Here is a 24,918-nt window from a genome sequence, read left to right on the forward strand (position 1 = left end):
GACCAAGCCAATGTGCATGTCAACTGATAAACTGCAATTTTCAGGAAATCTTTCAAAACGGATTGACTTTGTCGGGAAGGTCCCGATTATTTTTATCCGGATACCGAAGATAATCACGATGCGAGCGCTCAGCGATTCATGAAGACTGCCGACCCGGAACTGATGCGCGCCATCAACCGCTTTACCGTGCTGGACACGATCCGCCGCCACGGCCCCATCTCGCGAGTGGAGATCAGCGAACGCTCGCAACTGTCCACCACGACCGTCTCGGCGATTACCGCCTCCCTGCTGGATGATGGTCTGATCCTGACCCGCCACGAAGGGGATATTCGCAATGCCGCCTCCAGGGGGCGACCACGAGTCATGCTGGTGCTGAACCCGGATGCGGCCCGCGTCGTCGGTGCCAAGATCGCCGCCCACCAGATGCATTTCGTTGTGACCAATTTCTGCGGCGAGGTGATCTCGCACCTCTCCCTACCAATCCGGGTCAATCGCCAGCCGGTTGGCGTCATCAGCGATCTCATCGAGGATGGCGTGCGCCGCTGCGTGGTGGATGCGGGGCTTAGCCTCGACGAGATCGATACTGTCTGCATCGGCTTTCCCGGCGTCATCGAGCATCGCACCGGGCTGGTCCGTTCGAGCCCCATCCTCAGCGAGCCGGATGTAGATTTCGCCCGCGAAATGTCGCAGCGGCTGAACGTCGCGACCATTGTCGAAAGCGACTCGCACGCCATCACGCTTGGGCATCACTGGTTCGGCAAGGGCCGCGATCTCGATGACATGGTGCTGGTCTCGCTGGAGCAGACGCTCGGCCTCGGCGTGCTGAACGGCGGCCAGTTGTTTCGCGGTGCCGGCGGCCTCAGCCACAATCTCGGCGACCTGATGATGGGGAGCGGGCTTGCCGAAACCATCCGGCTTTCCGCTGTCGCCGGCGAACAGGCCATTCTGGGCGAACAGTCGCAGCAGGGCCGCTTTGCGGAGGCGGTACGGCTGGGGCGCGGGATGGCGCATGCGCAAGCACTGATAGCCGCCGAAGACAACGGCCTGACGGCGGCGGCAACACGGGCAGGGGAGGCGATCGGCATTGCGGTCGCCAATATCGTCACGCTGTTCGGTCCGCCCCGCGTCGTCATCGTCGGTTCGAGCCTGCTGTTGGGAGAGGTATTTCTCAACACGCTGGCGGATGCCTATCGCCGTGCCATTCCGCCGTCGATCCGTGAGGTGGCGGAACTCGTTTTTGAGAATTCGCCGGACGAGATGTGGGCGCAGGGCGCTGCGGTCGTCGCCCTTTGCGAGCTCTACGAGTCCCCTTGGGGTACAACCGGACCGGCGCCGGCGCCTCAGTTTTGAGACTTCACTCTACATATCTGGTATCTGGGAGGATCCATGGACAAGGTTGGTATCGGTATCATCGGCTGCGGAAACATTTCCTCGGCCTATCTCAAGGCCATGGCCTCCTTCCCCATTCTCGACATCAAGGGGATTGCGGACCTGAACGAGGAACTGGCGCGGCAGCGCGCCTCCGAATTCGGCGTGACCGCGCGCACGGTCGACGAACTGCTGGCAGACTCGAGCATCGAGATCATCGTCAATCTGACAGTCCCGAAGGCGCACGTAGCGGTCGCCATGCGCGCGCTTGAGGCCGGCAAGCACACCTATTCGGAAAAGCCGCTGGGCATCAATTTTGCCGAAGGCCGCTCATTGGCGGAAGCGGCGCGCGCCAAGGGCCTGCGCATTGGCGCCGCACCTGACACCTTTCTCGGCGGATCTCACCAGACGGCCAGGGAGTTGATCGATTCCGGTGTGCTTGGTCAACCGGTTGGCGGCACCGCCACCTTCATGTGCCCGGGCCATGAGCGTTGGCACCCGAACCCGGCCTTCTACTACGAAGTGGGTGGCGGGCCGATGCTGGACATGGGCCCCTATTACATCACCGATCTCGTCAATCTACTGGGGCCGGTCTCCAAGGTTGCCGGTTTTGCGATTGCGCCGCGCAAGGAGCGTCTCATCACTAGCCAGCCGCGCAATGGCGAAATCATTCCGGTGCATGTTTCTACCCATGTGGCGGGCGTGATGGCCTTCGAGTCCGGTGCGATCGTCCAAATCGGCATGAGCTTCGATGTGGCGGGTCACAAGCATGTGCCTTTGGAGGTTTACGGTACCGAGGGAACACTGATCGTGCCGGACCCCAACCACTTCGGCGGCCAGATCGAATATCTGAAGAAGGGCGGCAGCTTCGAGCCGCAGGAGACCACGCGCCCCTATGCGGATGGCAATTATCGATCGATCGGGGTTGCCGATATGGCGCATGCGATCCGCAGCGGCAGGCCGCATCGCGCCAATGGCGATCTAGCGCTGCACGTGCTTGAGGTGATGGAAGCCTTCCATACTGCTGCAGAGCGCGGCTCTACGATCGAAATCACCACAAAAACCGAGCGGCCGGCCCCACTGTCGCAATCACTTGATAATGGCCAATTGGCCCGCTGATACCCGGGAGGAAGTACAATGCGTGAAGCCCTGATCGTCTGGGGTGGCTGGAGCGGCCACGAACCGGAACAATGCGCCGAGATTATCCGTGACATGCTGCAGGGGGATGGTTTCAAGGTTTATGTGGAGCGCAGCACGGAAGCCTTTGCCGACCCTTCGATCCACGATCTCTCGCTGATCGTTCCAATCATGACCATGTCGAAGATCGAGAAGGAGGAGGCCAGGAATCTGGCAGCCGCCATCGAAAGCGGCGTCGGCTTTGCCGGCTATCATGGCGGGGCCGGCGATGCCTTTCGCGAATGCGTGGAATACCAGTTCATCGTCGGTGGCCAATGGGTGGCGCATCCCGGCAATATCATCGATTACACCGTCAATATCACCCGGCCCGACGACCCGCTGATGGAGGGGATCACCGATTTCCCCTACCACTCGGAGCAGTATTACATGCATGTCGATCCCTCGAACGAGGTGCTGGCGACCACCACCTTTACCGGCGAACATGCCTACTGGATCGACGGCGTGGTGATGCCTGTTGTCTGGAAGCGCCATTACGGCAAGGGCCGCGTCTTTTACTCGTCGCTCGGCCATGTGGCGCAGGAATTTCAGGTGCCGCAGATGCACGAGATTTTTCGTCGCGGCGCCAACTGGGCCGCGCGCGATTGATTGCTCCCTGAAATCGCATATCCAGGCGCTGGAGGGTACAACTCGCTCCAGCGTCTGTCCCTCAATCATGTTAGGCGCAGCGGTGTAGGATCAATTCGACCTCGATACCTCCCAAAGCCGGACCTCAATTTTATTCCCGCGAGGCGAGCCAGGCCTTGAAGGCTTCCACTTCGTCCGTCTGGATGGCGCCGACGCCTGCGTCTGCCAGCACCGTCCACACACCATGGGGATCGGAAAGCGCGCGGGTATCGTTGAAGTCCAGGCAGTGCGATACATCCAAGGTATTGATCCAGACACGGATGTTCTGCCGCTCCAGTTCGTTCCGCGCAGAAGCGATGTCTTCCAGATTCTGGAACTTCACCTCGATCATCGGAGCCTTCAAGGCTTCGATCTGTCTAAGGTCCTCCGCAAATCGGCCCGGCCGCACGCGGAACATTGGCATATGCGGAATCTTTCCGAACCAGTCCGCGTCGAGAACTTCGAAATGCTTGGCGTCGAGGTCGATATCCGTCTTCACCACGACCTGATCGGCAATGTTCAACCGTAGCACCGTTTCCATCACCTGAGGCAGGTCACGGGCATATTTGGTGTCGATATTGATCGCCACACGGCCTCGAGCCTCTTCAAGGATCTCTTCGAGCGTGGGTACGGTTTCGCCCGTCACCGTGGCGTCCTCACCGCCGGCACCGCTGAGTAGACGTGCCTGACGGATGATGTCGAAGGGCAGATCGCTGACGGTGCCCTTGCCTGTCGTGGTGCGGTCGAGCGTTTCGTCGTGAATGACCACAAGCTTCCCGTCGCTGGTCGATTGCGTATCGATCTCCACCATGTCCACACCGGCCTCCACAGCAGCGCGGATCGAAGCGAGAGAATTCTCTGCCGTCGTCTTCCACAGCCCGCGATGGGCAATGGTCAGAATGGTCGGATTAGCACGGGAACTCATTTCCAAGATGCCGCAGGAGCCGTGAGGTGTCGCAGTCGTTTCGGTGAAGGTGAGGGCAGACATGTCGCTTGCTTTCAGTTTTGGGAGTTTGATGGAGGAGACGGTCAAATCTTGCCCATGCCTGCGGCCATCAGGTCGTCACGCATGATGCGCCCGGCGATGATGAACACGATTAACGCAGGCAGAAGCAGGATAAAGGAGACGATGGCCGCCAGCGGCAGCTGCATCGAATAGGGGTCGAGATACATGTAGAGCTTGATGGGTAGGGTCTGGATTACAGGCGCGCCGACGATGAAAGATTTGTCGAATTCCTCGAAGCTGCCGATGAAGGACATGAGCCCGCCGGCCAGCAGGCCGGGCACGGAGAGCGGCAGGATGACGTGCAGCACGATGCTGGCGGTGCCGGCACCAAGCGAGCGCGCTGCATGGATCAGTTCGTCCGGTATCGTCTCGAAGGTTGCGGACATAAGACGGATCATCAGTGGCAGCGTCCCGACGATCTGCACGATGATTACGCCGGCCACCGAGTAGGCGAGCCCGAGCAGCAGAAACACCTTTCCGACCCCCACCGCGACGACAAGCCCGGGAATGATGACGGGTGCGAGGATGAAAATTTCTACCAGTCGCTTCAAACGGAATGGGAAACGTCCCATGGCCCAAGCCGTTGGCATGGCGATCAGTGCCGTCAGGATTGTAACGGTGAAGGCGATGAAAAGACTGGTGAGGAGCGCAGCGACAAGATTTTCATCCCCAAGGATGTGGATCCAGCGGCTGGTTGTGAAGCTTTGCGGAAAAATTGATGGCGGCTGCCAGCCATCAGCAACGCTCCAAAGAAACATCAGTGTCAAAGGCAAGGCAATGCAAAGCGCCAGAGCAAGATAAAGACCGGCGGATACCAGAGGCCTGTCTTCCGCTTTGAAGAGGCGGCGGCGTGGCGCCTCGCGGCTATCGATAGCGAGCAGGGTCATGATTGCTCTCCCTTCCGGCTGTCGTGACCGATGCGGCTTGTGAGGCTGTAGTAGGCAAGCAGCACGATGATGGCGAACAGGCTGAGAACCATGCCCATGGCGTAGACCTGTTCAAATCTCCCCTGCTTGAACTCCTGTACCATCAGAACGGACAGGGGGCGTGCCGTCGGAGGCCCGACAATGTCGGGAATGGCGAATGAACTCATGGAGCCGATGAAGGTCAGCAGGATCGCCGCGGTGATGCCGGGCATGGCCAAGGGAATGTCGACGAACAGGAAGGTTTTCAGCCTGGAAGCGCCGAGCGAGCGGGCCGCGTGGCGAATGTCTTCCGGAATGGCAGCGAAGGCGCTGGTGATGATCAGGGTCATGAACGGCACCTGCTTCCAGGCGCCGGCAAGAATGACCCCAATGCCCCAGTCATCCCGTACCAGCTTGGGCAGGGTGAAGCCGATGGGTGCCAGCAACCGGTCAAAGAAGCCCCCGCGTTCGAAGACGACAATGACCATCAGCCCGACGATGATGCCGGGCACAGCCAGCGGCAGCTTGTACAGGCCGCTGAACAGCTTTCGCCCGAGGAAGCTTCTGCGCAGCAAAAGAGATAGCGGCACGGAGAGTGTGAGAGACAGCAAGACCGGCATGGTGCCGTAATAGATGGACGTCGAAAGCCCCCGCAGCGTCGAGGCACGAGTAAAAATGCACTGGTACCAGTTCAGGGTGAAAGTGCCATCTTCAAGTTGGAAGCTGCCCACGAGTGCCGAGAGGAGGGGCGTTCCGAAGAAGAACAGCAGATAGCCCACTCCCGGCGTAAGGAGTAACAGAAGCTGAAGCGAGCGGTGTCGATGCAGCACACTCATCACGCTGCCTCCGCCATGGGAAGGTGATCCAGAAGGTGAACGGGTCCCGCCAGATCGAAGGACACACGGGTTCCGACGGACAGAGGGTCGACGCCGCCAGCCTGGCTGACTTTCAGCGAAAGGGTCCCGATCTCCATGGTGTAAAAAAGAGTGGCGCCGAGGAAGGCAACCGATGAGACGGTTGCAACTCCATTCTCATCCGCAATGATCGCGATGTTCTCGGGCCGGAGTGACACCTGCGCGGTGCCGGTGGCAGGGCGATCCAGCGTTATCACCTGTCCCCACGGCAGACGCCCACCGGTTCCGGATGCTTCGACGGTGAGTAGATTGGTCTGGCCGAGGAATTGCGCTGTGAAGACATGTCTTGGCGAACGATAGAGTTCCAGCGGCGTGCCGATCTCGACGATGCGCCCGGCATTCATCACCACGATGCGGTCCGACATGGCCATGGCCTCCGCCTGGTCGTGGGTCACGTAAAGGCTGGTGGTGCCGATACGCCGATGCAACGCCACCAGATCATGGCGCAAGCTGTCGCGCAGCTTGGCATCAAGGTTCGATAGCGGTTCATCGAACAAAAGCAGGCTCGGCTGCATGACAACTGCACGGGCGAGAGCTACGCGCTGCTGCTGGCCACCCGAGAGCTGCCGAGGCATGCGGTCGAGCAGGCCATGCAGATTGCAGATATCGACCACATGGGCGATGCGCTTCGCCCGCTCATCCTTTGGCACATTCTTCATCTTCAGTCCGAAGCCCAGATTTTTGGCAACCGACATGTGCGGAAACAGCGCGTAGGACTGGAAGACCATGGCAATGTCACGCGCTTCCGGGGGAGCCAGGTCGAGCCGCTTGCCCGCCAGATGAATTTCGCCGCCAGAGGCTTCGCTGATCCCCATCAAAATACGCAGCAGCGTCGACTTTCCGCATCCGGAGGGGCCAAGAATGGTGACGAATTCGCCCCGTTCGACGCTCAGCGATACCGGGTGCAGGACGCGGGTTTCGCCATAGTGCTTTGTGAGGTTTCTGATCTCGAGTTCGGACATCATGCAGTCCTCTCCGCGGGAATGGAAAGCAAAGGGGGGCGGGAGCCCAGCATGCGGGGGCTCCCGACAGCGAGGCGTTACTGGTTCAGCACCTTCTCATCCAGCGCTTCGGCAAGCGCCTGCGACATGTCCCAGAAGGCCGGAACCGAAAGGCGCGGATAGACGCTCTTCGGCAGCACATGCTCCTTCATGGCGGCGGGGATCAGGTCGTTGGTTATGTCGGTGCGCGGCGAACGGGAGGCTTTGGTTTCCAGCTTCCAGGTCTGGAAATCCTTGCCCATGGCCAGATCAACGAGCAGCAGGGCCGCTGCCACGTGTTTTGCGTTGGCAGGTACAAACATGGCGTCGCCGGAGCCAACCTGACCTTTCTCCAGGAGCGTCAGGCGGAAGCTATCGGGGAGTTGCTTATTGCCAAGGAAGGTCATTACCTGATCTTCCCAGACGGTGCCCATGTAGAGTTGGCGATTGTTGATGAGGTTCAGGGTGTCGGCATTGCCATTGGTTAGTTCGGCGACCTTCAACAGACGGCTGTAATAGTCCCAGACCGGCTTCAGGCACTCGGATTTCATCGCCCAGTCCTCAGCCTGTTTCAGGGTCAGGCTGTAGTCCATCAATGTCTTGCGGCAATCGCCCGTCAGGTAATTGAGAGCCACGGAATAGATGAAGCCGCTACCAGAACCGCCCTTGGCGGGAAGCGTCACGCCAAGACGCTTCGGGTGGTTCTCCGCCCATGCGAGAAGCTCCTCGAAGTTCTTCGGCACGTCATTGGCCTTCACGAAGGCGCTGTCGTAGCCGATAGCCGTCTGGTTTAGATGCACCAGCGGGAAGGTGCCTCCATGCGCGCGGCCAAACACCGTGTCGGCAAGAACGGGATCATAGGTCGCCATGTTCGGCAGGACCTTCGTCAGTGCAATCTTGCCGATCACCCCTTTGGATGAGAGTAGCGGATAGCCGCCGCCGCCAGCGAAGTAGACATCGACAGGCGCATCCTGGCCCGCCGCCTGTACGGCGATCAGCTGCTGGTTTGCCTGATCGCCGTTCACATCGCTGTAGACGACCTTGATGCCATACTTGGCCTCAAAGCTATCGGTCAGTTTCTTCCAGGTATCGGAGAAACTGCCGGCAAAATTGTACATGGTTACCGTGCCCTCAGCTTTGGCCGCCGGTACTACGATGTCGTAGAAATTCTCTCGTGTGACCTTCGAGAGATCGATGTCCAGGTTCTTCATATTGGTATCGGCCGCCAGAGCTGGCGTCAGCAGGCTCGCAACGGAGGTCGCCAGGACCAGTGCGCCAGCGGCGAAAAATTTCATCGGCATTGCGATCTCCTATGGTCGGATCAACTGGCGCCTTATTAATACACATTGAGTGTAATATTTATGACAGAAGATGACTGCAGCTTGGAAAGCTCGCGGGCGATTGCGGATTGACGTCCCAGGCGCTAGACCTTCCCCCCATGTCAGACGCCCGGAATCAGCCATCCCGTTTCGATCGACAACCGCTGGCGAGCGGTAATGAGCGCTTGATCCTGGACATTCTCCGCCGTCACGGCCCCATGGCCCGTTCGGCGATCACCGGCCACACCAACCTGACCCAGCAATCCGTGCACCGTCTGGTGGAGGGGCTAATGGAACGTGGATTGTTGCGCGCCGGCTCGCCTGCGCGCGGGATGAGGGGCCAGCCAAGTCCGGTCATCGAACTGGCGCTTGAATCGGTGCTTTCACTCGGCATCTCCATCAACACCGATACCGCGCTGATCTGCCTTGCCAATTTTGCTGGCGACATCATTGCCCAGACGAAGCTTGATTTCCTGCCGGCAGACCGCGAAGCGACATTGGCCGCCTTTGTCGAAGCCCGGGATTCGATGCTGGTTTCTCAAGGCCTCACGCAAGATCGCCTCGTGGGCCTAGGCTTCTCGATGTCGGGCTTCTTCGTTTCCGATGGGCGGCTCTTCAATGCGCCGGAACCGCTGGTAAACTGGTCGCTGATCGATCTGCGTCCGATCCTGGAAGAAACCTTCCAACTGCCAGTCTGGCTGGAAAATAACGGCACCACGGGCGCCATCGGCGAAAGTCTGCGCGGGGTCGGCCGCTGGTGCGATACCTTCGCCTATTTGTCGTTCAACTACGGTTTCGGTGGCGGCCTTATCCTCAATGGGCAACCCTTTCACGGGTTTCATGGCAATGCCGGGGAATTCTCCGGGATCTACGATCCTGACGAATCCCCTCGTCGTCCCGCCCTGCAATACCTGTTGAGGATCTTGCAGCAAAACGGGGTCAATATCGGTACCGTCGATGCACTCAACGAACAGTTCAACCCGCATTGGCCGGGGGTTGAGGAATGGTTGATGACGACCATGCCGCAAGTGGAGCGGTTGGTCGTGACGCTCATTTCCGTCTTAGATCCAAAAGCCATTGTCTTCGGCGGCCAGATACCGCCACACCTGGGACAAATGATGATCGACCGCTGCCCAATCCCATCCAAGCGGCAACATCGCTATGGCGTCGGGCCTCAGGAAGCACAATTGGTCTTGAGCGAGACGAAAGGCGATGCGTCAGCCATTGGCGCCGCACTGCTGCCTCTCAAGATGCGCTACTTCATGTAGTAGCGCTTACTTTTTGAGGATCACCCAGATTGCATGGATAATGCCTGGGATGTAGCCGAACAGAGTAAGCAGGATGTTGAGCCAGAAATGGAGACCGAGACCAACCTGAAGGAAGACGCCGACAGGGGGAAGCAGGATGGCAAGAAGAATGCGAATGACGTCCACGATGATCTCCTAGGGCGGAATGCGCTCACACAACGCAGGGGGCAGGAATAGGTTCACCATACTGCGTGGATGCTGGCAACCCGCTTGGCTTTATTGCAAAAACTTCCATAGTCTTTGCATTCAACGCTGTGCCACGACGATTGGCACGCCTGGGAAACGAATGCTCGATGTAAGCATACAGTTTTGAACGAAGTCGCGAAGAGGCAATTTTCCGGTTTCCAACGGAAGGCCATCTCGCTAGACAACCGCAGACGCCATGCGCGGGAGACCGCAGATTGTGAATAGTTGACGAATGATCCTGCTTTTCCTGAAGGCCGCGCTGCTGGGCGTGATCATTACCGCGCCGCTTGGCCCCATCGGGATGCTCTGCATCAACCGAACGCTGGAGCGCGGTTTTCTGGCCGGCTTTTCCTGCGGGCTCGGCACCGCAGTTGGTGATGCAAGTTATGCGCTTGTGGCGGTCACGGGTATTGCAGCCTTTTCCGAAACCATGTCGCGCGCCACCTTGCCGCTCGCCATTGCCGGTGGCCTGCTTCTTCTCTGGCTCGGCTATCGCGGCCTGAAGAGCGATGCCATCGAAGCAGCCGAGATCAGCGGTAGCGGCCTGTTCGGGACGATCATCGCGACGTTTCTGTTGACGATATCCAACCCGGCGACGATCCTGTCCTTCGGTGCGTTGTTTGCGGGCTTTGGTCTTCTCAATGAAACGTCGCGCTTCAGCTCCGCGGTCATCGTCTCCGGCGTGCTGGTGGGTTCGCTCGCCTGGTGGTTCTGCCTGAGTGCCGCCGTCGATTTCGCCCGCAACCGCTTGACCGAAAGCGTCGCGGCAAAGGTATCGCGCGGCACCAGCTATCTCCTCATCGTCTTCGGTGTGGTCGCGCTCGGCTCGGCGGGTTACACTCTCGTTGCCTGATCATCCGCCGCGTGACCGATACGCCGATAGGCATCTTCCACCAGCGTGATGTGGGTATGCATCATGCGCTCTGCTTCCGTCTGGTTGCCGCGCAGAATCGCCTCCAAGATCATGCCGTGTTCCGCATGGGACTTGGCCAGACGGCCAAGCGTGGAGAACTGCGCGCGACGAAAGGGCTGCAGGCGCTGGCGGGTGGAAAGCGTTATTTCTTCAAGATAAGGGTTCTGGCTACCGCGATAAATCGCGGCATGAAAACGTTCATTGGCAGTGATGTAGGCCTGCCGGTCTCCGGCGGAAACGATCAGCGCCATTTCGCCGTGCAGCGTGTCCAGTGCATCTCGTTCCTGCGGCGACATGCGTGAGGCACTGAGGCCCGCGCAAAGCGCTTCCAGATGTCCCATCAGTTCGAACATGCCGGCAAGCTTTTTCTCGTCCGGCTTAGCGACGACCGTGCGGGTGTGCGGGCGCTGGTCCACCAGGCCGCTCGCCGCAAGCTGCTTCAGCGCCTCGCGAACCGGCGTGCGGGAGACACAGAATTCCGACGCCAGCTGGGTTTCATCCAGAACGGTGCCGGGCGGCAGCTCGCTGCTGATGATCCGTTCGGCCAGTTGGCGCCGGATATCTTCCGTGGATGTGCGCGGCGCCTTTTCCAGCACGGTCGCTCCGTTTCCTTACTCCGGCATCATGCTTACATGCGCTGCCGCCACCTTCCAGCCGTCCGATGTCCTGACCCAGGTCTGCATCTGCCGCCCGATCTCTCCCGGAAGATCCGGTCGGATGAACAGCGTCGATGCGGTCGCAAAATCGCGGCCATAGGTGGTGATCACAGTCTTCTCCAGCCGGCGCGTAAACGGCGTCTGGCTTTTGCGGAAGGCGGTGATCTCGCCATATCCATGCTGCACTTCGCTCACCCCGTAGCGGATGGTGGCCGCATTGTCGAGAAACATGGAGAGCAGCGTGGCATTGTCATTGGCCAGCAGGGCTTTCTCATAGGCGGCGAAGATGGCCTCCACTTCTGCCTGCGTTTCGGGGTGGTTGATTTCCATCAGCCTGTCTTTCTCTGCGTCATGCATGCGCGAGCGCCTTGGTCACCGCCGCTTCCAGGGCCGCAAAGGGTGTCGCCCATCCAACGATGCCGCCCTGCGCCACGATCATCTCGATCGCTATCTGCTTGAATTCCGGGAAGTAGCTTTCCGTGGCGTCCTCGATCAGCAGGCACTCATAGCCCCGGTCATTGGCTTCCCGCATCGAGGTCTGCACGCAGACCTCCGTCGTGACGCCGGCAAACACCAGATGCGTGACGCCCTTGTTGTCGAGGATGGGCTGGATATCCGTATTCCAGAACATGCCCTTGCCGGGCTTGTCGATGACGATCTCGCCGGCGATCGGCTTCAGGCTATCCACGATCTGGTTGCCGGGCTCGCCGCGCACCAGAAGCCTGCCCATCGCACCTTCCTCGCCGATCCTAAGCGGCGCATCGCCGCGCCTTATTTTGGAGGGCGGGCAGTCGGAAAGGTCAGGCAGATGCGCCTCGCGCGTATGCACGACCGGCCACTTCTTGCGACGGAAGAGGTCTATGAGCTTTGCCGTCGTCGGAATGATCGCTTCCAGCCGGGTCACATCATTGCCGAGGCTGTCGCCGAAGCCGCCTTTCTCGATGAAATCCCGCTGCATGTCGATGACGACAAGTGCGGTGCGGCCGGGGGCGAAGGGAAAGGGATAGGGGCGGGCGGGTACGGGAAACGTCATGAATGCCTCCACCTCAATGTCCGGCCATGTGCTGGCCGATCGTGTTGCGATCGGTCGCCTCGATCGGCGCGACATAGGAGATCGTGCCGCCGGACATGACAGCCACACGGTCCGCCAGTTCCAGGATCTCGTCCAGATCTTCCGAGACCAGCAGCACGGCTGCACCCCGGTTGCGAGCCTCCATGATCTGGCTGCGGATATCGGCGACCGATGCAAAGTCCAACCCGAAGCAGGGATTGGCGACGATCAGCACATCCACATCGCCGGAGAGTTCGCGAGCCAGCACGGCGCGCTGCACATTGCCGCCGGAGAGCGTTTCGATCGGCGCATCGGGCGAAGTCGTCTTCACCCGGTAGCGGGCAATCAGTTCCTCCGCCTTGGCGCGCATCGGGCCCTTCGACATCCACCAGCCAAGACTGGTGATCGGCGGCTTGTCGAAGGAGCGGAAGGCGATGTTTTCCGCCACGCTCATGCGCGGCACGGTGGCGTTCTTCAGCGGCTCCTCGGGCAGGCCGAACACCTTGAAGCGGTCGAAATTGCCCCGCTTCGGGGTGAAGATCTCACCGTGAATGGTGATTTCGCCGTCAGTGAGAGGACGCTGGCCCGCCAACGCCTCCACCAGCGCGCTCTGGCCATTGCCGGAGACTCCGGCGATGCCGACAATCTCGCCGCCCTTGATCTTGAGGTTGACGCCCTGGATGGCGGGCAGACCCGCATCATCCTCGGCGCAGAGACCGGCAAGTTCCAGGACCTCCTTGGTTTCGGCATGCGATACGCGGGCGGCGCGCTCGCGCACCTCCGTGTCACCGATCATCATGCGGCTCATCTCTTCGACGGTCGCGAGCTTGGCGTCGCCTTCGCCGGTCAGACGACCGCGTCTGAGGACCGAGAAACGGTCGCAGAAGGTTTTCACCTCGCGGAACTTGTGGGAGATCATCAGGACGGTGATCTCGCCGCGATCGCACATGCCATGCAGCAGGCCGAGCATCTCATCCGCTTCCCCCGGCGTCAGCACTGAGGTCGGCTCATCGAGGATCATGAAGCGCTGGTCGAGATAGAGCAGCTTCAGGATTTCGAGCTTCTGCTTCTCACCGGCGGAAAGCGAGGACACCTGCGCATCGAGCGGCACCCGGAAGGGCATGGTTTCCATGAAGGCGTCGAGCGCCTTGCGCTCCTTCACCCAATTGATCACCGAGGGTGCGTCTGCACGGGATATGACGAGGTTTTCTGCCGCCGTCAGACAGGGCACCAAGGTAAAGTGCTGGTAGACCATGCCGATGCCGTGGGCGCGGGCATCACGCGGCGAGCGGATGGAAATTTCCTGGCCATCCAGCGTCACTTGGCCCTTGTCGGCGGAATAGAAGCCCATGATGCATTTGACGAGGGTGGATTTTCCAGCACCGTTTTCCCCGAGCAGCGCATGGAAGGAGCCCGCCGCGACATCGATTGATACATCGCCGAGTGCTGTAAAACTGCCAAAGGTCTTGGTCATGCCCGTTGCAGAAAGCGATGGCGCCTTCCGGGCCAGGGGCATTTCGGATGCAAGTGCGCTCATGATCATCCTCCGTTTCGTCTGGCAATGATGGCAACGGGGCCGCCGCCGTCCGGCCCTTGATGTTCCGCGCCGCCGGAGACGAAGATCTCCGTCGTCCCAACCAGCCCCGCCAGGACGCCGCCCACGAAGGCGCGGGCGTGGCGGGTGGCGGAAATATCGCTGTCGTCAAGCATAGTATGCCGGGAGTCGCGCAGGCGACCGCTCGTGCCCGGCTCCGCCTTGGCGAGCAGCGCGACCAGCGAAGCGTCGTCGCGGCCGAGGTTGAGGCGATCAAGCGCAGCCTTCACAGGGGCCACGTCGATGGCATCGGCCATGACGGCGTGATCTACCGCCAGCGGCCCACTCCATTGACGGCTCATGCCAAGAACGACGATCTCATGATTTTCCAGCTCCACCCCGGCGGATGTGCTGGCGCGGGAAGACCAGAGCGACATGTCCCGCCCGATCTGCGTGTCATCGATATCGGAGAGCTGTAATTCCCCGAGGGCCACAGCCACGCCCAGCGCCGAGGCAGCGCGGGAAAGACCCATGGATTTCAGCGTATCGCGCGTGGCCGTGGAATGGCCTTCGGTCTCAGCGCGTTGGATCCTGTCGGATGTCAGAAGCGGGCATTTGATCTGCACGAAATGGACATCGCTGAGGGCGTCGATCCCGGCATCACGAATGGCAGCGCGCACCCCTGCCGCCACCATCTCCACCTGTGCCAGCCGACCCAGGTCTTTCGGGGGAAGGGCAGGTGTCAGCGCCCGTCCGATAGCCAGGGACTGCTCATCGCCAATCTCTTGGCCTGCCGTCCGTTCCAGCACCAGAATATGCGGAGACAACGCACCTTCGGTTCCGCCGGACATGACATAGGCGATCTCGTCCAACGCCGTATGTGGCAGATGCCGCGACAATTCAGCCTTGAGCATATGAACGGAAAAGGCGCGGGTGAAATCGTTGACGCAGCCATTGCCTTCAGTCTTGCCGAGGATCGCGACAATGCCATCAGGCGAGATCGCGCCTGACGCAATCGCAGAAGCGATGCCGGAGACATCATCCGGGCCGGTGGTGGCAATGCGGTGCACTTTCGCTTCAGGCATCAGGGCAGGGCCTTGATGAAATCGACCGAATTGGAGACCGCGCCGAACACCCCGCCCTGCATCTTGATCATGTCGACGGCGGCGAGGTGGTTCTCGACCTTTGTCGCCGCGCAGCAGTCTTCCAGCAGCAGGCATTCATAGCCGCGATCATTGGCATCACGCATGGTGGTATGCACGCAGACATCCGTCGTAACGCCGGTAAAGACGATGTTGCGGATGTTTTTCATGCGTAGCACCAGTTCGAAATCCGTGGCGAGGAAGGTGCCCTTGCCGGGCTTGTCGATGATGGCCTCGCCCGGTTCCGGCTGCAGTTCGGGAATGATTTCCCAGCCCGGCTCGCCACGCACCAGAATACGCCCGCACGGACCCTGATCGCCGATGCCGGCACCGATGCGCTGCGAGCGCCAGCGCTTGTTGGCGGGCAGATCGGATAGGTCAGGCTTGTGGCCCTCGCGGGTATGGATGATGGGGTACCCCTTGGCGCGCATGGCCGCCAAGACAGCCTGGATCGGCTCGATCGGCTTGCGGGTCAGGGAAATGTCGTAGCCCATGCTGTCGACATAGCCGCCCGGTGCGCAGAAATCCGTCTGCATATCGATGACGACAAGGGCGGTATTGTGCGGTCCCCAATTACCATCGAAGGGCCAGGGATAGGGATCGGCGGCAAGCGTCGTGCCGCCGGGGATCAGGGCCTGTGCGATCCGTTCGTCGAGAGACGTCATGTGGTACCTCACTTGGTAATGGAAAGTTCGCCCGGGGCCTCACGGGCCGACACCTTCGACCGCGCCGAGGCGACCATGATGAACAGCGTGAGGATGTAAGGGGCGGCGTTGAAGAAGTAGTAGCCCTGGCTGATGCCGACGGACTGCAGCGATGGCCCCAGCGCGCCGGCTGCACCGAAGAGGAGGGCGGCCAGAATGCAGCGCAGCGGCCCCCAGCGGGCGAAGATGACGAGCGCCACGGCCATCAAGCCCTGGCCGGAGGAAAGTCCCTGGTTCCAGGAGCCGGGATAATAGAGCGAGAGGAATGCTCCGCCGACGCCTGCCATGAAGCCGCCGACGGCGGTGGCAAGGAAGCGGACGAGATCGACTGACACACCCATGGCCTTGGCAGCAGGCGCGCTGTCCCCTGTCATCCGGACGATCAGGCCCCAGCGGGTGTTGCGGAAGGCCCACCACATGAAGACGGCGAGCGCTACGCCGACAAAGAACAGCGGGTTGACTTCCAGCGCCTGCGCCAGGCGATGGTCGCCCGTCCAGTCGCCGAGATGGATCGCTTCCAGGCGCGGCGCCTGCGGCTGTATGTAGGGCTTGCCGAAGAAGAAGGCGAGGCCGGTGCCGAAGCTCATGAAGGCGATGCCGACGGCGATGTCGTTGACCTTGGGCAGCTTGCAGATGAAGCCGTGCAGGGCACCCAGCACCAGACCGGCGCAGCCGGCAAACAACACGCCCGCCCAAGGGCTGCCGGTCAGGAAGGAACCGGCATAGGCAATCATGGCACCGAGTACGAGGCTGCCTTCCAGGCCGAGATTGATACGCCCGGATTTCTCCGTCAGGCATTCGCCGAGTGCGACGAACATGAAGGGCGTGGAGACGCGGATCGCGCCGCCCAGCATGGCAATCAGTGCGGTCACGACCGCACCATCCTGTACGACATCGATCATGTGCGGTCCTCCACGCGTTTCGGCTGCAGGAAGGGAATGCGGCCATAGAAGGTTTCGCTGGTCAAAAGCACCACGAAGATCAGCCCCTGCAGCACCAGAACGGTCGCATCCGGCATGCCCATGCGCCGCTGGATCACGCCGCCGGCGGCATTCAGCGCACCGAACAGGATGGCGACCGGGATAACGGCGAGCGGCACTTGCCGCGCCAGGAAGGCGACGAGGATGCCGGTGAAGCCGTAGCCCGCCACCAGCGAGGCATTGGCCTGTCCATGCACGGCCGCCACTTCATAAAAGCCGGCAAGCCCTGCGCAGGCGCCGGCAATCATGGTGCAGATGACAATGAGCTTCCCGACCGGCAGTCCTTGCGCCAGCGCCGCCCGGGCATTGCCGCCGGTGACGCGGGCCGCGAAGCCGAAGGTGGTGCGCGTCATGAGGATATGCAGCACCACGGCCAGGATCAGACCCGCCGCCAGCCCCCAATGGACCTGCGTGCCGGGAATGGCGCCGATGCGATAGGCGTCGCCGATCGGCATGGTCGACGGTTTGTTGGCGGAAGCCGGATCGCGCAGGATGCCTTCCACGAAGAAGTTCATGGTGGCGATCGCGATATAGGAGAGCAGCAGCGAGGAGATCGTCTCGTTGACACCGCGATAGTAGCGTAGCCAGCCGGCAAAGCCGATCCACAACCCGCCCGCCAGCATTGCCGCGATTGCCATGACCGGAAGTGTCAGAAACGCCGGTACGCCAGCCGAGACGAGCGGTATCGCGATCGCCGCGGCCGACAGTCCGCCGAGCACCAGCGCCCCTTCACCGCCGATCATGGTCAATCCGATGCGGGCAGGCACGGCAAAGGCCAATCCGGTCAGGATCAGCGGTGCCGCCCTTTGCAATGTGTTCTGGAAGGAGAAGCTGGAGCCAAAGCCGCCGGTCCAGATCAGGGTGAAGAAGGTGATCGGCGACTTGTCGAGCACCAGCAGGAAGATCGAAAAGATCAGGGCAGAGACGATCAGCGCCGCTACCGGAATGATGATGGCTTCCGCCAGCCGCAACGTCCCAACACTGGGCCTGCGCTTGATCTGGGCTATCGAAAGGGACTGAACCGTCATGTCTGCCACTTGCGTTCTCCTCTCAACGGAGGACCGCCCAGCGTGATGGGCGAACCTGCTTTTCGGTGGGCGGCGGCGGTGCTTAGGCTCAAGACCCCCTCTGGCCTGCCGGCCATCTCCCCACAAGGGGAGAGAAAACCAGTGGCACCGACCAGCCTGGACCTCACCCGATAATGTCTGGGGACGGCAGGGCGGCTGGGTTAGCCCCTCCCCCTTGTGGGGAGGGGTTGGGGAGGGGGCTTCTGCTGGCTACGACCGTCAGCGCAGAGCACGATCACGTAATCGAGCCCTGAACGCCTTCCAGCAGCCAGTTCATGCCATCGAGATAGGGGTCGTAATTGTCGTAGGTCTTGTTGACGACGACATTGCCCTTGTTGTCCTTGAGTGTGCCCTTGTAGATCGGGTCGCCCTTCTTGAGGCCGGCAATCGCCGCGTCGGCGGCTTTCTTGGCGGCGTCGGAGGCACCGGCGCCGTAAGCCGTGTTCTGCAGCATGTCCTTGTCAAACCCGCCGACGAGGAAGTTCGGCAGCGTCTTGCCGGCCGCGATATCGGCGGCAAACGACTTGTAGATGGTTTCCCACTTGTATTCGGCGCCGGTGATGAAGCCCTTTGGTGCCAGCGGCGCCTGGGATGCGTTGTGGCCAAGCGTCTTGACGCCGCGGCCTTCCGCCGTCTGGATCACCACCTTCGGGCTGTCCACGTGGCAGGTGATGACATCGCAGCCGGCATCGACCAGAGCGTTGGTCGCTTCGGCTTCACGAACCGGCAGCGACCAGTCACCCGTGAAGATCACGCGAACGGTTGCATCCGGCTTGACCGAGCGGGCGCCGAGCAGAACGGAATTGATGTTGGAGAGAACGGACGGAATGGGCTTTGCAGCCACGAAGCCGATCTTGCCTGATGGCGAGGAGAGGCCGGCGGCGACGCCGTTCACATAATGTGCCTGGTTGAGATAGGGGAAATAGGAGCCGGCATTCTTCGGATCCTTGTCCTTGCTCCAGAGTGGTGCCGCGTGGCGAAATTCCACCTTGGGATATTTCTTCGCCAGATCGACGACGAAGGGATTATAGTAGCCGAAGGAGGTCGCGAGAACGAGGTTCGCTCCGTCAAGGTTGATCATCGATTCCATCGACTTGGCGACGGCATCGGTTTCGGGTACGTTTTCTTCTTCGACAACGGTCACGGCGGAAACGCCCTTAAGAGCCTTGGCGGCGACGGCATGAGCCTGGTTCCAGCCGAAGTCGTCACGCGGGCCGACATAGACAATGCCGACGGTGACAGGCGATGCGGCTGTTGCGATGCGCATGGGCAACGCCGAGGCTGCGATACCGGCCAGGCCGGTCTTGATCAGCGAGCGGCGGGAGATTTCGAAACGTGACATGCTATGCTCCCCTTCTTGTTTGACCCGTGGATGGGCTTTCGAAGAAAGGAAAGCAAAGCGCGTGCCACGCGAGTTTTCCCCACTGGCGACCGTTAACCTCCTGAAATTCTACAATCCGGCCGCAATAGGGACGAAACCAAAATGATCAATTATTAACCAATATTATTATTGTGAACTAAAAATAGCCATGCATGATACCATTGCATACAATCGCGTTACCGCGGATATGCCTGCTCAGGGCGTTGCTGAACACAGGAAACGCCACCATCCAGCGGTGTTCGATAGCTATGACAGCTACTAATTAGAAGGTCGTGATGAACGGCCGTCTTCCACCGGTTCCCTCAGAAAACCGCAGCCCGAAAGACCCGCGCAAGGCCTAGAAAACGGGTCTGTTGATCGGATGACGGCACGCGATCACAGGTATCCGGCGGTGGCGGCGAACAGGTTCGTTACCACGATCACAACCCCAAGCGCGGCGGCTGTCATTCTGCGCATTGATGTGTTTGCTGTAGACTGCAAATGCATGAGCAGCCGACTTTCTCTTACTGCGCGTTGGAATATTCCCCGTTGGCCAGATAATATTACGTCTGGCCGACGGGGCTAAGGCCGTGTCATTGTATTGCTTCGGTGAAAATTCGGCCCGTTTTTCGTTAGACACAACCGTCCACGATGATCACTGGCCGGCCCTGGCTGCAATCCTCAATGCGCGCGTCCACGCGGTAGATCGTCCGCAGCATGTCTGAGGTGATCACCTCGGCACTGGGACCCGAGGCGACCAGCCGTCCAGCGTGGATCACCATGGCCTGGCTGCAATAGCGCAGGGCGTGGTTCAGGTCGTGCAGCGCAATCAGCACAGCCATGTTTTCAGCGGCTGCCACGCGCTTCATGAAATCGAGTACCTCGATCTGGCGAAACAGGTCCAGCGCAGATGTCGGCTCGTCCATCAGCAACACTTCAGGCTTGCGCACGAGCGCCTGCGCGATGGCCACCAACTGCCGCTGGCCTCCCGATAGTGCGCCGAGGTCACGAAAGGCGAGATCGGTAATGCGGAGTGCCGAGAGGATACGGTCGATCTCCGACAGGTCGTTATCGGCAACGCGCCAGCCGGACCCCTGTTTGGCTGCAAGAAGAACGGATTCGTAAACGGTCAGCACCGCATTGGCGCCGGTATCCTGCGGCATGTAGCAGATGGGCCGATGGCCTTCACGAACATCCTCCACCTGCACCACACCCGGCCCGGCCAGAAGCCCGGCAATGCGCTTGAAGAGCGTCGATTTGCCGGCGGCGTTGGGGCCGATCAGCGCCGTCAGTTCCCCGCCTTTCAGCCAATCAGTGCAGACGCCTTCGAAGACCTGCGTTCGGCCGTAGCGCGCGCCGATATCATTGAGCTTCAGGGCTACCATGCGCGCCTCCGGTTGGTGAAGATAAGCGAGAAGAAGAAGGGTACACCGACCAAGGCGGTAATCACGCCGATCGGCAGGATTGCACCGGGGATCAGCATCTTCGAAACGACCGACGTGGCCGACAGGAGAAGGGCGCCACAGATCACCGAGCCGGGCAGGAAGAAGCGCTGGTCTTCGCCCACCACCATGCGGGCAATATGCGGGCCGACGAGCCCGATGAAGCCGATTGTGCCGACGAAGGATACGGGAATAGCCGCCAGAAGGCTGACCAGCAGCATGGTTTCAAGCCGAAGTGCGCGAACGTTGACGCCGAGGCTCGCCGCCTTGTCGTCACCGAGCCTAAGAGCCGTCAGCGCCCAGGCGCGGCGGGCAAACAGCGGTACGCAGAACACCAGAACCAGAGCCGTGACGGCAACCTTTGTCCAGGTGGCCTTGGTGAGGCTGCCCATGGTCCAGAACACGACAGCGGCGAGCGCCTGTTCCGACGCCAGATATTCGAGAAGCGAGAGCAGCGCGTTGAAGGTGAAGACCAGAGCGATCCCAAGTAATACAATGGTTTCGACGGTTACGCCGCGCAGTGTCGAGACGCCATAGATGAAGAGGGAAGCCGCCATCGCCATCAGAAAGGCATTGATGGGGATCATGAATTCGATCGCTGTCGGGAAGATCGCAACACCTGCCACGAGCGCCAGCGCCGCGCCAAAGCCTGCGGCTGCTGAAATGCCGAGCGTAAACGGGCTCGCCAGCGGGTTGGCAAGGATGGTCTGCATCTGCGCACCGGCGAGCGATAGGCAGGCGCCAACGGTCACCGCCATTAGCGCTATCGGCATACGGATATCCCAGATCACCACGCGCAACTGGTTCGAAACCTGACCGGGCGTGAAGATGGCAGACAGAACCTGGCTCAGAGAATATCTGGCTGGACCGAGGCCGATATCGACAGCGACGCTAAAGGCGAGCGCGAAAGCCAATCCGCACAGGATCAGGATGCGGCGCGCGGTCAGCGCGCGGTAGCGACTGCTTCCCTCTACGGAAAGGTTGTCGGTGAGAGCAACCATCAGTTCGATCCTTTGTCGAGCGAGACGAAATAGCCGGGCTTGTATGTGACCGGCAGGAATTTCTCGTGGAAATCGCGGAAGGTCTTTTCCGGGTCGAGATCCGCAAACAGCTCCGGAAGGAACCACTTGGCGAACTGCTGGATCGGAATGAATTCGTACGGTGCGCCATAAAATTGATGCCAGACGGCATGCACCTGGCCTGTTTTCACCGCCTTCAATTCCGGGAACGGCACACGGGTCATCAGATCCTTCAGGCGGCTGCGCGCTGCAGCCATGTCCGCGCCACGCCCGACGGCAACGAATTTGTTGATGTCGGATTCCGCGGCCCAGTTCGAACCGGTGACGATTACCTGATCCGGGTCAGATACGACGAGTTGTTCGGGGTTTAGATCGCCGAACGTGGTCTTAATAATGCCGTCAGCAATGCTCTGGCCCCCGGCCATATCCACCATGGCTCCGAAATTATAGGGGCCGAACGTTCGGCAGCATTTGTCCTCGCCGGAAATGCCGGGCGCACGTTCGATGAAGACCTTGGGCCGCTTCAGATCCTTGGCGGCGGCAACACGGTCGGCCACCCGCGCGATCTCGGCCCGGCGATAGGAGATCAGTTCGTTCGCCTTCTCTTCGCCTCCGAAGATTTGTCCCAGAATCCTGATTGATTTCTCGGTATTCTTGTCCGGGTCTAGACGGAAGTCGAGATAAATGACCTGGATATTTGCGGCCTGCGCCTTGGCTTCAAACCCGCTTTCCTTTGCCACCTTCGCGGCCTCCAGGTTCAGCGTGATGACATCCGGCTTCAGCGTAATGGCCGTTTCAAGGTCGAAATCGCCTGAAGGAACGTAGCCAAACCGCGGAAGCTTCTCGATCGCCGGGAAGTGTTCGACATAGGCGGCGTAGCTGTCAGGATCCTTCTTCAGCAGGTCGTCACGCCAACCAACAATCGTATCGAAAGTATGTTCGCCCTTGAGGGCCGCGATGACATGCACTTGGCGCGCTTCGCCGACAATGACCCGTTTGGCCGGTAGGTCGAGGTGAACCGTTCTGCCCGCCACATCAACCAGATCGGCGGAAAAGGCAGGGCTTGCCAGGCAAAGCATTGCTGCACCGAATGCCTGCGCCAGTTTATGAAATATCATCTTCTTATCCTCACGACAGGAGGACGGCAGGAGCTTCCTGCCGCCCTCTTGGTCTTGAACTGTCAAATCAGAGGCCTGGCTTTAGCGATACGAAGTAGCCGGAATGGTAGTCGACCGGCAGGAAGTGCGTATGCAACTCCTTGAAGGTTGCTTCCGGATCGAGATCCTTAAACAGGTCCGGGTGCAGCCACTTTGCCATCTGCTGCACGGCGACGAACTGGTAGGGATTGTTGTAGAACTGGTGCCATATGGCGTGGACGTTCCCATCCTGCACGGCCTTCACACCTGTGAATGCGGGACGTTGCATGAGTGCGGAAAGCTTTTTGGCAGCCAGTGCCTTATCGGCGCCCGGGCCAACGCCGACCCACTTGCCGCCGGGAACATAGAGTTCCCAGTTTGCGCCGGTCACGATGATCTGGTCCGGATTGGAGGCGATGATCTGTTCCGGATTCACGCTGCCGAAGGTGCCGGGAATGATGCCCTTCGCCATGTTGATGCCGCCAGCCAATTCGACCATCTTGCCGAAGTTCTCGTTACCAAAAGACATGCAGCAATCATCGCTATAGCCTCCGGCACGTTCCATGAAGACGACGGGCTTCTTCAGGTCCTTGGCCTTGGCCAGCGTATCCGTCACACGGGCGATCTGCGCGTCATGGAATTTGACGAATTCCTCTGCCTTTGCTTCCTTGCCGAACAGCTTGCCGATCAGGCGCATGGAGGGATCGGTATTCTCCATCGCCTTTTCGCGAAAATCGACATAGACAAGCGGGATGCCAACCTTGGAAAGCTTCTCGATATAGCCGCTTTCTTCCGTCGCTGACTTGGCGTCGATGTTCATGATAATGACATCGGGCTTCATGGTAACGGCCTGCTCGATATCGAAGGTGCCGTCCTTCATGCCGCCGAAGGTCGGGATCTTTGCCATCTCCGGAAACTTCTTCAGGTAGATGTTGTAGCCATCCAGATCCGCCTTCTGGAAGTCATCACGCCAGCCGACAATGCGCTTGAAAGGCGTTTCCGTATCCAGCGCGCCTGTGAAATAGATCTGTCGGCCTTCGCCCAGAATGACACGCTCTACCGGAACGTTCACTTCGACCTGGCGACCAGTAATATCCGTCACCTTCACCTTTTCACCAGCGAACGCTACGCCTGACATCAGGACGAGCGAAGACAGGGCAGCGCCAGCCACCCGAGAAACGTTGAACACGTTTGCCTCCATTTGAATGTTTCAGAGGCATCTATGTTTTTATGACTTTATCAGTCAAGAAATATCTTTTAGAAGAATTCCAACCAAGTTGTCTTCTAACGGAACGAACATATGCAACAGTTGGCGGCGCAATCAAACTACGGCCTCCGAGACGAAATCAAAGCCTATTGGTCGGTGCGTGCTGAAACCTTCGACAGCCAGCCGGGCCATGAGATTTTCTCCGAAGAAGAGCGCGATGCCTGGCACCGTTTGATCCGCAAGCATCTGGGAGCAGGTGAGGGGCGCAAGGCGCTTGATCTGGCGTCCGGCACAGGTGTTGTTTCCCATCTGCTGGATGACGTCGGCTTTTCCGTAACCGGCATGGATTGGGCCGAGCCGATGCTGGAGAGGGCGCGGGCCAAAGCCAAGAGCAGAGCGCGTTCCATCCGATTCCTGATGGGGGATGCGGAAAATACGATGGAAGACGATGCATCCTACGATGTCATCACCAACAGGCATCTGGTCTGGACACTGGTTGATCCGAAAGCCGCCTTTGTGGAATGGCACCGTGTCCTGAAGCCGGGCGGCAAGCTGCTGATAGTGGATGGCGATTTCGTCAATCCAAGCTGGATTTCACAACTGGCGAAGAAGGCCGCTGCACTCTTCCAGTCCTGGGGCATCGGCAAGAAGGTTGCTCATCACGGCCCGGACGCGTCACTGGCGGAAACCCACCAGAGCATTCTCTCACGCGTGTATTTCTCGCAAGGCGCACGCGCCGATGCCGTCGCAGCGCTCCTCAAGGAAGCCGGCTTCACTTCAGTGGCTGTGGATACGGATATGCGCGCCATTCACCGGGCGCAGAAAAAGAATTTCGGCTTTCTGAAAGGTCTGGAACGGGCGACACAGCATCGCTACGCGATTTGCGCGATCAAGTGATGAAAGGATGGCGGAGCACAATGGG

General features: G+C 60.1%; 25 protein-coding genes. 6 read left to right on the top strand and 19 right to left on the bottom strand.

Annotated elements, in window-relative coordinates; all coding sequences use genetic code 11:
• Positions 1-138: 138 nt before the first annotated feature.
• Genes Q2T52_RS22675 through Q2T52_RS22685 form a run of 3 tightly spaced genes read left to right on the top strand, consistent with a single transcriptional unit; the run spans position 139 to position 3,150 of the window.
• Positions 139-1,350, top strand: coding sequence for an ROK family transcriptional regulator (locus Q2T52_RS22675; protein ID WP_302079165.1), 1,212 nt, complete (start codon positions 139-141; stop codon positions 1,348-1,350).
• A 36-nt stretch (positions 1,351-1,386) separates the two neighbouring features.
• Positions 1,387-2,487 (top strand): Gfo/Idh/MocA family protein, encoded by a 1,101-nt coding sequence (locus Q2T52_RS22680; RefSeq protein ID WP_302079166.1) that lies wholly within the window; start codon positions 1,387-1,389, stop codon positions 2,485-2,487.
• Positions 2,488-2,505: 18 nt separating this feature from the next.
• Positions 2,506-3,150, top strand: a complete 645-nt coding sequence (locus Q2T52_RS22685) for a ThuA domain-containing protein (RefSeq protein WP_302079167.1) — start codon at positions 2,506-2,508, stop codon at positions 3,148-3,150.
• Positions 3,151-3,280: 130 nt separating this feature from the next.
• Here Q2T52_RS22685 and Q2T52_RS22690 read toward each other — a convergent pair whose 3' ends face one another.
• The 5 genes from Q2T52_RS22690 to Q2T52_RS22710 form a co-directional block, all read right to left on the bottom strand.
• Complete coding sequence (locus Q2T52_RS22690) at positions 3,281-4,093, bottom strand: glycerophosphodiester phosphodiesterase family protein (RefSeq protein ID WP_436799580.1); 813 nt, start codon at positions 4,091-4,093, stop codon at positions 3,281-3,283.
• 104 nt (positions 4,094-4,197) lie between these two features.
• A complete protein-coding gene (locus tag Q2T52_RS22695) occupies positions 4,198-5,061 on the bottom strand; it encodes an ABC transporter permease (protein WP_302079169.1) in 864 nt (287 codons plus the stop codon).
• Positions 5,058-5,915, bottom strand: a complete 858-nt coding sequence (locus Q2T52_RS22700; protein ID WP_302079171.1) for an ABC transporter permease — start codon at positions 5,913-5,915, stop codon at positions 5,058-5,060. The genes Q2T52_RS22695 and Q2T52_RS22700 overlap by 4 nt, the downstream gene beginning before the upstream one ends.
• Positions 5,915-6,958 carry an ABC transporter ATP-binding protein gene (locus Q2T52_RS22705; protein WP_302079172.1) on the bottom strand — a complete coding sequence of 348 codons (1,044 nt, stop codon included), beginning with the start codon at positions 6,956-6,958 and terminating at the stop codon, positions 5,915-5,917. Before Q2T52_RS22705 ends, Q2T52_RS22700 begins: the two co-directional genes overlap by 1 nt.
• A gap of 74 nt (positions 6,959-7,032) precedes the next feature.
• The gene (locus Q2T52_RS22710; protein ID WP_302079173.1) at positions 7,033-8,274 is read right to left on the bottom strand and encodes an extracellular solute-binding protein; all 1,242 of its coding nucleotides are present in this window, start codon (positions 8,272-8,274) and stop codon (positions 7,033-7,035) included.
• 137 nt (positions 8,275-8,411) lie between these two features.
• On the opposite strand from Q2T52_RS22710, the gene Q2T52_RS22715 reads away from it, so the two are divergent.
• Positions 8,412-9,560 carry an ROK family transcriptional regulator gene (locus Q2T52_RS22715; RefSeq protein ID WP_302079174.1) on the top strand — a complete coding sequence of 383 codons (1,149 nt, stop codon included), beginning with the start codon at positions 8,412-8,414 and terminating at the stop codon, positions 9,558-9,560.
• A 6-nt stretch (positions 9,561-9,566) separates the two neighbouring features.
• Here Q2T52_RS22715 and Q2T52_RS22720 read toward each other — a convergent pair whose 3' ends face one another.
• Positions 9,567-9,725 carry a YqaE/Pmp3 family membrane protein gene (locus tag Q2T52_RS22720; RefSeq protein WP_302079176.1) on the bottom strand — a complete coding sequence of 53 codons (159 nt, stop codon included), beginning with the start codon at positions 9,723-9,725 and terminating at the stop codon, positions 9,567-9,569.
• Between the two features lie 292 nt (positions 9,726-10,017).
• Here Q2T52_RS22720 and Q2T52_RS22725 point away from each other — a divergent pair, with 292 nt between their 5' ends.
• Complete coding sequence (locus tag Q2T52_RS22725) at positions 10,018-10,638, top strand: LysE family translocator (RefSeq protein ID WP_302079177.1); 621 nt, start codon at positions 10,018-10,020, stop codon at positions 10,636-10,638.
• On the opposite strand, the gene Q2T52_RS22730 is transcribed toward Q2T52_RS22725, so the two are convergent.
• The 13 genes from Q2T52_RS22730 to Q2T52_RS22790 form a co-directional block, all read right to left on the bottom strand.
• Complete coding sequence (locus Q2T52_RS22730; RefSeq protein ID WP_302079178.1) at positions 10,620-11,294, bottom strand: GntR family transcriptional regulator; 675 nt, start codon at positions 11,292-11,294, stop codon at positions 10,620-10,622. The two genes, Q2T52_RS22725 and Q2T52_RS22730, sit on opposite strands and share 19 nt — an antisense overlap.
• A gap of 15 nt (positions 11,295-11,309) precedes the next feature.
• Positions 11,310-11,684 (bottom strand): oxalurate catabolism protein HpxZ, encoded by a 375-nt coding sequence (gene hpxZ / locus Q2T52_RS22735; protein ID WP_302079253.1) that lies wholly within the window; start codon positions 11,682-11,684, stop codon positions 11,310-11,312.
• Between the two features lie 19 nt (positions 11,685-11,703).
• The gene (locus tag Q2T52_RS22740; protein ID WP_302079179.1) at positions 11,704-12,387 is read right to left on the bottom strand and encodes a cysteine hydrolase family protein; all 684 of its coding nucleotides are present in this window, start codon (positions 12,385-12,387) and stop codon (positions 11,704-11,706) included.
• A 13-nt stretch (positions 12,388-12,400) separates the two neighbouring features.
• Positions 12,401-13,942: an ABC transporter ATP-binding protein gene (locus Q2T52_RS22745; protein WP_302079180.1), complete on the bottom strand. Its 1,542-nt coding sequence runs from the start codon at positions 13,940-13,942 to the stop codon at positions 12,401-12,403.
• A gap of 2 nt (positions 13,943-13,944) precedes the next feature.
• On the bottom strand, positions 13,945-15,024 hold the full coding sequence (gene atzD / locus Q2T52_RS22750; RefSeq protein WP_302079181.1) for a cyanuric acid amidohydrolase: 1,080 nt from the start codon (positions 15,022-15,024) through the stop codon (positions 13,945-13,947).
• Complete coding sequence (gene biuH, locus Q2T52_RS22755; RefSeq protein WP_302079182.1) at positions 15,024-15,746, bottom strand: biuret amidohydrolase; 723 nt, start codon at positions 15,744-15,746, stop codon at positions 15,024-15,026. The genes atzD and biuH overlap by 1 nt, the downstream gene beginning before the upstream one ends.
• Before the next feature lie 8 nt (positions 15,747-15,754).
• Positions 15,755-16,687 (bottom strand): ABC transporter permease, encoded by a 933-nt coding sequence (locus Q2T52_RS22760; RefSeq protein WP_302079183.1) that lies wholly within the window; start codon positions 16,685-16,687, stop codon positions 15,755-15,757.
• Positions 16,684-17,793 carry an ABC transporter permease gene (locus Q2T52_RS22765; RefSeq protein WP_302079254.1) on the bottom strand — a complete coding sequence of 370 codons (1,110 nt, stop codon included), beginning with the start codon at positions 17,791-17,793 and terminating at the stop codon, positions 16,684-16,686. Before Q2T52_RS22765 ends, Q2T52_RS22760 begins: the two co-directional genes overlap by 4 nt.
• Positions 17,794-18,067: 274 nt before the next feature.
• Positions 18,068-19,174: a BMP family ABC transporter substrate-binding protein gene (locus tag Q2T52_RS22770; protein WP_302079184.1), complete on the bottom strand. Its 1,107-nt coding sequence runs from the start codon at positions 19,172-19,174 to the stop codon at positions 18,068-18,070.
• Positions 19,175-19,824: 650 nt separating this feature from the next.
• Entirely contained in the window at positions 19,825-20,577 is a 753-nt protein-coding gene (locus Q2T52_RS22775; RefSeq protein WP_302079185.1) for an ABC transporter ATP-binding protein, read from the bottom strand.
• A complete protein-coding gene (locus Q2T52_RS22780) occupies positions 20,571-21,635 on the bottom strand; it encodes a FecCD family ABC transporter permease (RefSeq protein ID WP_302079186.1) in 1,065 nt (354 codons plus the stop codon). The genes Q2T52_RS22775 and Q2T52_RS22780 overlap by 7 nt, the downstream gene beginning before the upstream one ends.
• Complete coding sequence (locus tag Q2T52_RS22785) at positions 21,635-22,732, bottom strand: ABC transporter substrate-binding protein (RefSeq protein ID WP_302079255.1); 1,098 nt, start codon at positions 22,730-22,732, stop codon at positions 21,635-21,637. Before Q2T52_RS22785 ends, Q2T52_RS22780 begins: the two co-directional genes overlap by 1 nt.
• A gap of 106 nt (positions 22,733-22,838) precedes the next feature.
• Positions 22,839-23,927 carry an ABC transporter substrate-binding protein gene (locus tag Q2T52_RS22790; protein ID WP_302079256.1) on the bottom strand — a complete coding sequence of 363 codons (1,089 nt, stop codon included), beginning with the start codon at positions 23,925-23,927 and terminating at the stop codon, positions 22,839-22,841.
• A gap of 162 nt (positions 23,928-24,089) precedes the next feature.
• Here Q2T52_RS22790 and Q2T52_RS22795 point away from each other — a divergent pair, with 162 nt between their 5' ends.
• Positions 24,090-24,893 carry a class I SAM-dependent methyltransferase gene (locus tag Q2T52_RS22795; protein WP_302079187.1) on the top strand — a complete coding sequence of 268 codons (804 nt, stop codon included), beginning with the start codon at positions 24,090-24,092 and terminating at the stop codon, positions 24,891-24,893.
• The last annotated feature ends 25 nt before the right edge of the window (positions 24,894-24,918 follow it).

This window comes from Rhizobium oryzicola, from assembly GCF_030504645.1.
Taxonomy (GTDB): Bacteria; Pseudomonadota; Alphaproteobacteria; order Rhizobiales; family Rhizobiaceae; genus Neorhizobium; species Neorhizobium oryzicola.

Coding starts and splice junctions, on each gene's coding strand:
- Q2T52_RS22760 (WP_302079183.1), bottom strand. CDS start 16,687: ATGATCGATGTCGTACAGGATGGTGCGGTCGTGACCGCACTGATTGCC.
- Q2T52_RS22690 (WP_436799580.1), bottom strand. CDS start 4,093: ATGAGTTCCCGTGCTAATCCGACCATTCTGACCATTGCCCATCGCGGG.
- Q2T52_RS22695 (WP_302079169.1), bottom strand. CDS start 5,061: ATGACCCTGCTCGCTATCGATAGCCGCGAGGCGCCACGCCGCCGCCTC.
- Q2T52_RS22680 (WP_302079166.1), top strand. CDS start 1,387: ATGGACAAGGTTGGTATCGGTATCATCGGCTGCGGAAACATTTCCTCG.
- Q2T52_RS22685 (WP_302079167.1), top strand. CDS start 2,506: ATGCGTGAAGCCCTGATCGTCTGGGGTGGCTGGAGCGGCCACGAACCG.
- Q2T52_RS22790 (WP_302079256.1), bottom strand. CDS start 23,927: ATGTCAGGCGTAGCGTTCGCTGGTGAAAAGGTGAAGGTGACGGATATT.
- Q2T52_RS22795 (WP_302079187.1), top strand. CDS start 24,090: ATGCAACAGTTGGCGGCGCAATCAAACTACGGCCTCCGAGACGAAATC.
- Q2T52_RS22785 (WP_302079255.1), bottom strand. CDS start 22,732: ATGCTTTGCCTGGCAAGCCCTGCCTTTTCCGCCGATCTGGTTGATGTG.
- Q2T52_RS22740 (WP_302079179.1), bottom strand. CDS start 12,387: ATGACGTTTCCCGTACCCGCCCGCCCCTATCCCTTTCCCTTCGCCCCC.
- Q2T52_RS22675 (WP_302079165.1), top strand. CDS start 139: ATGAAGACTGCCGACCCGGAACTGATGCGCGCCATCAACCGCTTTACC.
- Q2T52_RS22745 (WP_302079180.1), bottom strand. CDS start 13,942: ATGAGCGCACTTGCATCCGAAATGCCCCTGGCCCGGAAGGCGCCATCG.
- hpxZ (WP_302079253.1), bottom strand. CDS start 11,684: ATGGAAATCAACCACCCCGAAACGCAGGCAGAAGTGGAGGCCATCTTC.
- Q2T52_RS22705 (WP_302079172.1), bottom strand. CDS start 6,958: ATGATGTCCGAACTCGAGATCAGAAACCTCACAAAGCACTATGGCGAA.
- biuH (WP_302079182.1), bottom strand. CDS start 15,746: ATGACGTCTCTCGACGAACGGATCGCACAGGCCCTGATCCCCGGCGGC.
- atzD (WP_302079181.1), bottom strand. CDS start 15,024: ATGCCTGAAGCGAAAGTGCACCGCATTGCCACCACCGGCCCGGATGAT.
- Q2T52_RS22770 (WP_302079184.1), bottom strand. CDS start 19,174: ATGTCACGTTTCGAAATCTCCCGCCGCTCGCTGATCAAGACCGGCCTG.
- Q2T52_RS22715 (WP_302079174.1), top strand. CDS start 8,412: ATGTCAGACGCCCGGAATCAGCCATCCCGTTTCGATCGACAACCGCTG.
- Q2T52_RS22765 (WP_302079254.1), bottom strand. CDS start 17,793: ATGACGGTTCAGTCCCTTTCGATAGCCCAGATCAAGCGCAGGCCCAGT.
- Q2T52_RS22710 (WP_302079173.1), bottom strand. CDS start 8,274: ATGCCGATGAAATTTTTCGCCGCTGGCGCACTGGTCCTGGCGACCTCC.
- Q2T52_RS22700 (WP_302079171.1), bottom strand. CDS start 5,915: ATGAGTGTGCTGCATCGACACCGCTCGCTTCAGCTTCTGTTACTCCTT.
- Q2T52_RS22725 (WP_302079177.1), top strand. CDS start 10,018: ATGATCCTGCTTTTCCTGAAGGCCGCGCTGCTGGGCGTGATCATTACC.
- Q2T52_RS22775 (WP_302079185.1), bottom strand. CDS start 20,577: ATGGTAGCCCTGAAGCTCAATGATATCGGCGCGCGCTACGGCCGAACG.
- Q2T52_RS22780 (WP_302079186.1), bottom strand. CDS start 21,635: ATGGTTGCTCTCACCGACAACCTTTCCGTAGAGGGAAGCAGTCGCTAC.